At 44.3% G+C, this 8,773-nt stretch carries 4 protein-coding genes and 1 pseudogene; 4 read left to right on the plus strand and 1 reads right to left on the minus strand.

Annotated features, from left to right (window positions below):
- Positions 1–782: 782 nt before the first annotated feature.
- Positions 783–1,253 (minus strand): molybdenum cofactor biosynthesis protein MoaE, encoded by a 471-nt coding sequence (locus F6K20_RS05580; RefSeq protein WP_287265686.1) that lies wholly within the window; start codon positions 1,251–1,253, stop codon positions 783–785.
- A gap of 429 nt (positions 1,254–1,682) precedes the next feature.
- On the opposite strand from F6K20_RS05580, the pseudogene F6K20_RS40505 reads away from it, so the two are divergent.
- From F6K20_RS40505 to F6K20_RS05595, 4 genes and pseudogenes are all read left to right on the plus strand, one after another.
- Positions 1,683–4,535, plus strand: a pseudogene (locus F6K20_RS40505) (PAS domain S-box protein); the annotation flags it as partial.
- Positions 4,527–6,251: a PAS domain-containing sensor histidine kinase gene (locus tag F6K20_RS40510; RefSeq protein ID WP_502708812.1), complete on the plus strand. Its 1,725-nt coding sequence runs from the start codon at positions 4,527–4,529 to the stop codon at positions 6,249–6,251. The pseudogene F6K20_RS40505 and the gene F6K20_RS40510, both read left to right, overlap by 9 nt.
- A gap of 356 nt (positions 6,252–6,607) precedes the next feature.
- A complete protein-coding gene (locus F6K20_RS05590; RefSeq protein WP_008186031.1) occupies positions 6,608–7,039 on the plus strand; it encodes a response regulator in 432 nt (143 codons plus the stop codon).
- A 222-nt stretch (positions 7,040–7,261) separates the two neighbouring features.
- The coding region (locus F6K20_RS05595; protein ID WP_502708813.1) for a two-component system sensor histidine kinase NtrB at positions 7,262–8,773 on the plus strand (1,512 nt) is incomplete at its 3' end.

Genomic DNA, 8,773 nt, shown 5'->3' on the forward strand with positions numbered 1-8,773 from the left:
ACTTGAGTAAAGTGGAATTAGAAAAAGCGATCGCTCAATCACTAAAACGATAAGTAGATAGAATTTAGAATTTAGAATTTAGAATTTAGAATTTAGTTGTAGGGTGGGCATTGCTTGAAATCAACCCCCAACCCAGGCAGAATTCATCTGAGCAATGCCCACCAACCAGGATACCTTAGGCCTGTTTCCAACTCCCAAACATTCTGGAATTTACATCAGTCTTTGCCCACCCTAGGGTATTGGTGGGCATTGCCCATATCATTGATAGCTGTTCAATCATGATATTCCGAGAGCAATGCCCACCCTACAATTTTACTTGAGTAAAGTGGAATTAGAAAAAGCGATCGCTCAATCACTAAAACGATAAGTAGATAGAATTTAGAATTTAGAATTTAGAATTTAGAATTTAGTTGTAGGGTGGGCATTGCTTGAAATCAACCCCCAACCCAGGCAGAATTCATCTGAGCAATGCCCACCAACCAGGATACCTTAGGCCTGTTTCCAACTCCCAAACATTCTGGAATTTACATCAGTCTTTGCCCACCCTAGGGTATTGGTGGGCATTGCCCATATCATTGATAGCTGTTCAATCATGATATTCCGAGAGCAATGCCCACCCTACAATTTTACTTGAGTAAAGTGGAATTAGAAAAAGCGATCGCTCAATCACTAAAACGATTAAAACGATAAGTAAAAAAGTTGGTGCTACAGGGAGCTATTCTATAATTCTTCATTCTACATTCTACATTCTACATTCTTCATTCTTCATTCTTCATTCTTCATTATGATTGCTCACACGCCCCAATACTGACCCAAGTGCTGGAACCATCATCCCAATGCTCTTTTTTCCAAATCGGAGCATTATGCTTCAAGGTGTCAATAGCATATTTACAAGCTGCAAAGGCTTCTGAACGATGAGGACAGCCAATAGCGACTAACACGCTAATTTCCCCAATTTTTAAGCGACCGATGCGATGATGGATTACCACCCGATTCACATCAGACCATGAGGCACGAATCTGGGCAGCAATTGAGGAAAATACCCGTAATGCCATGGGCTCATAAGCTTGATACTCTAATGCTACCACTGGTTTCCCATCAGTCTGATTACGGACTGTGCCACTCATCATCACCACAGCTCCATTAGCCGGATCTTCAGCAAGGGCGTAAAGTTCTGATAGGGATAAGGGAGCGATGGTGATTGAAAAACTATCTACCGTTTGCTTTTCAGTGATCTTGGGCAGGGGAGTCATTGCCTGAGAATTCTAAGAAGTGTTAAGATTAGTAACAAATTCAGCTATAATATAGTTTATTTATATTTGTTGGTTGGATTTAATCAATACCCAACCTTAGCCCCATGTTCCGATTTGTTTAAAATACTTTAAAAATTAGGAGCAGGTGCTCTAAATTCAGATAGTATACCTAAATAATATTCAAATAATATTAAATTAAATCAGAAGTTTTTTCTCTGACAAGGGCAATGATGGCGTTGTGGAGGGCTATTTCTCAGTAGCCCACAAACATCTGCCGTTAATCCATTGATGCTACCTATCCTTAACCTCAAGCTAATTCAAGTCAAGCTCATCCTAGCTGATCAGTGATCAGTCTTATCGTCTTGAGCAACAGCCAACCTAGGGCTGATCATAACTAGGGCTGATTATAACCCGTTTGGAGATTATTTGATGGCAGGAGGAGAAGAGGCTGATGAACCAGCAAAGCTGGCAGCCCAAAACTCTTATAAAAGAATTACTGACCCTGAGCTCCAACAGGCGTTTGATGATGTCACAGCATTAGCCGCACAAATTTGCCAAACGCCCATGGCTCTGATTACCCTGATTGACTGTTACTGTCAATGGTGTCAGTCTAATCTGGGCTTAGATGAAACGTCAATAAGTCAAAATACCTTTTTATCCGGCCATCGGATTGAGTCAGCTGAGGTATTGGTAGTTCAGGATACCCTGGCTGATCAACGGTTTGCCACTGATCCTTTAGTTACTGCTGAGCCTCATATTCGGTTTTATGCTGGAGTTCCCCTAATTACCTCTGAGGGATACCCTCTGGGAACACTTGCCGTAATCGATCAAGTGCCAAAGGAACTTCAGCCACAACAGTTAGCGGGATTACAAGCCTTAAGTCGTCAACTGATCAGCCAACTGGAGCTAAAACAACAGTTAGCGGATTTACAGCAGCCTCAGTTAGAAAACCAAGGTTTTGAACCTGAATTTACCCAGGTTGACCAAGAACTGCTGGATTTTTTAGAAAATGGCTGCGTTGGTCTCCATTGCGTGGATAGCAATGGCATTATCCTGTGGGCTAATCAGGCAGAGTTAGATCTGCTGGGTTACAACGCCGACGAGTATATCGGTCACCACATTGGTGAATTTTACCCGGAGCAAGAGGTAATTGAAGATATCCTGGCCAGACTAACTGCTGAAGAAACCTTAAAAAACTACGAAGCCAGACTCTTGTGCAAAGATGGCTCGATTCGCCATGTGCTGATTAACTCTAATGTCCTCTGGAAAAATGGCAAATTTGTCCATACCCGATGTTTTACTCGTGACATTACTGAATGGAAACGGATCCAGCAAGAACGCGATCGCTTTTTTGACCTCTCCCTGGATTTGCTGTGTATAGCTGGTTTCGATGGCTACTTTAAGCGCTTGAGTCCTTCCTTTACTAGCACCTTGGGTTACACCGAAGCAGAACTAAAAAGCACCACGTTTTTCAATTTTGTCCATCCCGATGACCGAGGAGCAACCAGGGCGGAAATAGAACAATTGGGGACTGGCATCCCTACTGTCTACTTCGAGAATCGCTATCGCTGTCAAGATGGGTCTTATAAATGGCTAGCCTGGGCTGCTTATCCAGTAGTGAACGATGGTTTAATTTATGCGATCGCACGGGACATTACCGAGGCCAAACAAAAGCAAGCCAGCCTCGAAGAGAGTGAAGCTCGCTTCCGGATGATGGCTGATCATGCCCCAGTAATGATCTGGATGTCAGGCACTGATAAACTTTATAACTTTTTCAATCAGCTTTCGTTGAACTTCACCGGTAAGACCCTCGAACTTGAATTGGGCAAGGGCTGGGCTGAAGGGGTGCATCCTGATGACCTAGAGTTCAGCTTCAATACCTATATATCTGCCTTCGACGCCAGAGAAAATTTTCGCATGGAGTACCGCTTGCGACGTAGGGATGGGCAGTATCGTTGGATATTAGATATAGGCACTCCCCGATTTACCCCCAATGGGGACTTTGCCGGTTACATTGGTTCTTCCATTGATATCACTGAGCGCAAACAGGCGGAAGAGGCCCTGCGTAGACAGGGTCTGATTTTTGAGAGTATCTTCGATGGGATCATAATCACGGACTTAGCCGGTAGGATAATTGATTGGAATCCTGCTTCAGCGCGAATATTCGGCTACACCAAAGCTGAGGTATTGGGTAAAACTGCAGGGATTTTGCACCGACCGGAAGAGGCGGCTGTTCTAACCGAGCAGATTATCCAGGAGATGACCAGTTCGGGACGTTGGTCTGGGGAGATTCACTTTATTGGCAAAGATGGCAAGTGTGGGGTGTGTGAAACGGTGGTAGTACCTCTTTATGATCAGCAAGACAATATGGTGGCAACCATTGGTCTAAACCATGATATTACCGAGCGGGAGCAAAATCAGCAGCAATTGTATCAGAGCGAGGCTCGCTATCGCGCTATTGTCGAAGATCAAACAGAACTGATCTGTCGTTTCCGTCCTGATGGAACTCTTACCTTTGTCAATGGTGCCTACTGTCGCTATTTCAGCAAGTCAGAGCAAGAGTTGATTGGGCAACGGTTTTTGCCATTGATTCCCGATCAGGATCTCAAAAGGCTAGAACAGTGTATTACTTCTCTAAGCCCGGAGAATCCGGTAGAAACGGTTGAACACCGGGTGATTATGCCCACAGGAGAGATTCGCTGGCAGCAGTGGAGCGATCGTGCCATCTTTAACGAGCATGGTCAATTAATTGAGCTCCAGGCAGTAGGGCGGGACATTACTGAACACAAGCACGCAGACGAGCAACTTTTGCAAAAGTCTCAGGCTCTGGAAACCTTCAGTAACAACCTCAAACACCTACATCGGCTGAATACCACCAATTACCAAAACTTTGACTTGCTGTATACTGACTATCTGGAGACGGGTTGTGAAATTTTAGGCATGCCCACTGGCATTATTAGTCAAATACACCTTAATTCCTACACCATCCTGTCGGTCAGGTCTGATCTAGAAGGGTTAGTCTCTGGCTCAGAGTTTGAATTAAAAAATACCTATTGTGCTGTAGTCGTTCGCGAAAAAAAGACCATTTCCTATACTCATGTAGGTGAGATGGAGCTAATGCATGCTCATCGAGTCTACCAAACTCTAAAACTTGAGTCCTATATCGGGACTCCCATATTTGTCTATGGTGAAGTCTACGGCTCCCTCAATTTTTCCTCAACCCAGGTCAGAGAAAGGGATTTCCAGCCTCACGAACGGGAAATTGTAGAATTAATGGCTCAAAGTCTTGGTCGATTAATTGCAGCTCATCAAGCGGAAATAGAGCGCCAACAGGCAGAAGCTGCACTGCTCGGTAGTGAATCGACCCTGCGTAGTTTTTTCAACAGTTCCGCACTATTGATGGGGGTCGTGGAACTGTTGGATGATGACATCCTGCATATTTCTGATAATAACAGTACAGCGAATTTTTTCGGGACTACACCCGAGGCCATGCAGAATCGGTTAGCCAGTGAGTTGGGGGCACCCAAAACTCATATCCATCGGTGGATTACCCATTACCGAGAAAGCCAACAAAGCAATCAGCCCATTTCCTTCGAGTATGATCACACCACTGAAACCGATACCCGCTGGTTATGCGCCACTGTATGCCCAATTCCCGACACAACCACTCCTCGCCCCCGATTTTCCTATGTGGTGGATGACATTACTGAGCGTAAGTTAGCAGAGCAAGAACTCAAGCGCCAAAATCAGCGATCGCAATTGTTTTCAGAAATTACCCTGAAAATCCGCCAGTCTCTACAACTGGATCAGATTCTGCAAACGGCGGTTACAGAAGTGCAACAATTTCTCAAGGCTGACCGAGTTGTACTGTTCCAACTGAGTTTTGATGGCTGGGGGAAAGTGCTTCAAGAAGCAGTAGTACCTGGTTGGCCAATCATGCTCGGACAAAGCATCGAAGATCCTTGCTTTCATGAAGAGTACCTGGACCAGTATCGTCAGGGAAGGGTTAGCAACATCTGTGACTTAGAAAAATCTGATATCCAAGCTTGCCATGTAGAAATGCTGCAACAGTTTGGGGTAAAAGCTAACCTAGTGGTGCCAATTCAGCAACAAGACCAACTTTGGGGTTTGCTCATTGCCCATCAGTGTTCGAATCCACGACAATGGACTAACTTTGAAAGTGAATTGTTGCAACAACTGGCCGACCAAATTGGTATTGCCTTAGCCCAAGCCCAGCTTTTAGGAACAGAAACCCGTCAGCGTCAGGAACTTGCCCGTTCTAATGCTGAACTGCAACAGTTTGCCTATGTAGCATCCCACGATCTACAAGAACCCCTGCGCAAGATTCAGGCATTTGGCGATCGCCTTCAGACAAAGTATCATGAACAGTTAACGGAGCAGGGTCAGGACTACCTGGAACGGATGCAGAATGCTGCAGCACGGATGCAGGTGTTAATCAATGACTTGCTTAGCCTTTCCCGGGTGACCACCAAGGCCAGACCTTTGGTTGCGACTAATCTGGCTCAAGTGGTGCAAGAGGTACTCTCTGATTTAGAACTACGTATCCAGCAATCTGGTGGCGTAGTGGAAGTCGGTGAACTACATACTATTGAAGCTGATCCAGTGCAAATGCGTCAACTTTTGCAAAACCTGATCAGTAACGGACTTAAATTCCGACCAGAACCAAGAGGTAACCTCGTTAAAATTTATAGCCAACTGCTTCAGGAAAGTTTTCCCTTAAGTTATGGAGGCGCAACCGTTAATCAGCGTTGTCAGATCATAGTCGAAGACAATGGTATTGGGTTTGACCCCAAGTATGGCAATCGCATTTTCCAAACCTTTCAACGGCTCCATGGTCGCAGCGAATATGAAGGAACCGGCATCGGTCTAGCTATCTGCCGTAAAATTGTGGAACGCCATAATGGTAGCATCATGGCAGAGAGCACACCAGGACAGGGGGCTAAGTTTATTGTTAGGGTGCCGATTAAACAAAATTGAAGCTGGAAGATTGTTCGCGTAGCGTGGCCGAAAGGCCAAGGTTAAAGGTTAAAGGTTAAAGGTTAAAGGTTAAAGGTTAAAGGTTAAAGGTTAAAGGTTAAAGGTTAAAGGTTAAAGGTTAAAGGTTAAAGGTTAAAGGTTAAAGGTTAAAGGTTAAAGGTTAAAGGTTAAAGGTTTAAGCTTAAACGTTAAATAATGAAAACATACTAGTAGTTGAGTGACTAATCCATAAAATACTTCAAATTTACACCTTTATACTTCATAACCCCTTCATAATGCCTTTATAATTCCTTTATAATTTTTGGTCGAGGAGATAATGCTGAGTGAATGAAAGCCGAAATCCCGTGATAATTTTAATGGCAGATGATGATCCGGATGATTGTCTATTGGCAAGGGAGGCTCTGTTAGAGAGTCAGTTGACCGATGAGCTATACTTTGTCAGTGATGGCGAGGAATTGATGGATTATCTGTATCACCGTGGTAAACACAGGCAGGCGAGCATGTCCCCTCGTCCAAGTTTAATCCTACTGGATTTGAATATGCCGAAAAAAGATGGTCGTGAGGCCCTCAGAGAAATTAGGGCTGATCCTAATCTACGAGTTATACCAGTTGTAGTGCTGACTACCTCAAAGGCTGAAGAAGATATCTATCACAGTTATAACTTAGGAGCAAATTCTTTCATCGTTAAGCCTGTCACCTATAGTTCCCTAATTGAGGTGATGGAAACGTTAAAAAAGTACTGGTTGGACATCGCCGAATTGCCCCCCGAAGGGAATAGATTGCCCTAACCGACTACCATGAGTAAATACTCACAACCGCCAGCTGAACGTTCTGATGTTTCTACTGATGTTTCTACTGTATCACTAAAAACTGATCCACTCAGGACTATTTCCAAAACCGACCCTCATCAATGTTCGTTGATCACAAAGCCAGCAAATTGCTTACCCTTTTCAGAACTCAGAACTCACCACCCTCGACTAATTTCCTTCGATTCCTCTGGTGCCAGACCAATGTACAACCCTTTGGTTAACGTATTACTCGTTGATGATGACGAAGATGACTATATTATAACTCGTGATTTACTGTCGGAAAACCGGAGAGCTAGATTTAGCTTGACTTGGGTGGCAACCTATGCTAAGGGCTTAGAAATGATTGGTCAGAACCACCATGATGTTTATCTACTGGACTACCGTCTTGGTGAGCATAATGGACTTGAACTCCTAGGTGAAGCCATTGCCAGGGGGTGTACAGCACCGATTATCCTCCTAACTGCTCAGGGAGACCATGAGGTTGACATGGAAGCCATGAAAGCTGGGGCAGCAGATTACCTGGATAAGAGTCAACTTAGAGGACCTTTACTAGAGCGTTCCATCCGCTATGCCCTTGAGCGCCAGCAAGCGCAACAAAAAATTCGGGAACAAGCAGCGTTGTTGGATGTGGCAACCGATGCCATTCTGGTTCGGGATCTAGACAATACTATCTCATTTTGGAATAAAGGAGCGGAGTGTCTATACGGTTGGCAGGCAGCAGAAGTGATTGGAAAAAAAGAGCATCTACTGCTGTACGAACAAGCACCAGCTGACCTAGCCGAGGCAGACCAAAGTGTTGCCAAAACAGGGGAGTGGTATGGTGAGTTGAATCAAGTCACCAAAGATGGCAAAGAAATTATTGTTGAAAGTCGCTGGACTTTGGTGCAAAATCCTCAGGGACAGGCCAAATCAATCTTGATTGTCAATACTAATATCACTGAAAAAAAACAACTGGAAACCCAGTTTCTCCACGCTCAGCGCATGGAGAGCATTGGTACCTTAGCTGGGGGCATTGCCCATGATTTGAACAACTTATTAGCTCCTATTCTAATGTCAGCTCAACTGTTGCAGCTGAAAATCTCAGATCAGCGGCATTTGCAACTCCTAAAAACTGTAGAGAATAATGCTAGGCGGGGGGCTGGTTTAGTCAAGCAAGTTTTATCCTTTGCTCGGGGTATTACAGGTCAACGAACGGTTTTACAAGTCAGGCATTTGATTCGGGAAATTCGCCACATTATCCTAGAAACATTTCCCAGATCCATTGAATTGTCTACGGATATAGACCCCAATCTTTGGTCTGTATCTGGGGATGCCACACAACTGCACCAAGTTTTGATGAACCTCTGCATCAATGCTCGTGATGCTATGGTTGATGGTGGAACGTTGACATTGTCTGCTCAAAATATTTTTTTAGATCCAAACTATGCCAGGATGCATATTGATGCCGATGTCGGTCCCTACATTGTGGTGACCGTTGCTGATAGTGGCATTGGTATTCCCCTGAAAATACAGCCAAGAATTTTCGAGCCATTTTTCACTACTAAAGAAATCGGTCAAGGTACAGGACTGGGTTTGTCTACTGTCAGAGGTATTGTGAAAAGTCACGGCGGTTTTGTAAATGTGTATAGTGAATTGGGCGTAGGTACTAACTTTAAAGTATATTTGCCAGCAGTAGAACACTTCCCAATTCCTTCCGAGGAAGAACTAGAACTA

This window comes from Moorena sp. SIO2C4 (assembly GCF_010672485.1).
Lineage (GTDB): Bacteria > Cyanobacteriota > Cyanobacteriia > Cyanobacteriales > Coleofasciculaceae > Moorena > Moorena producens.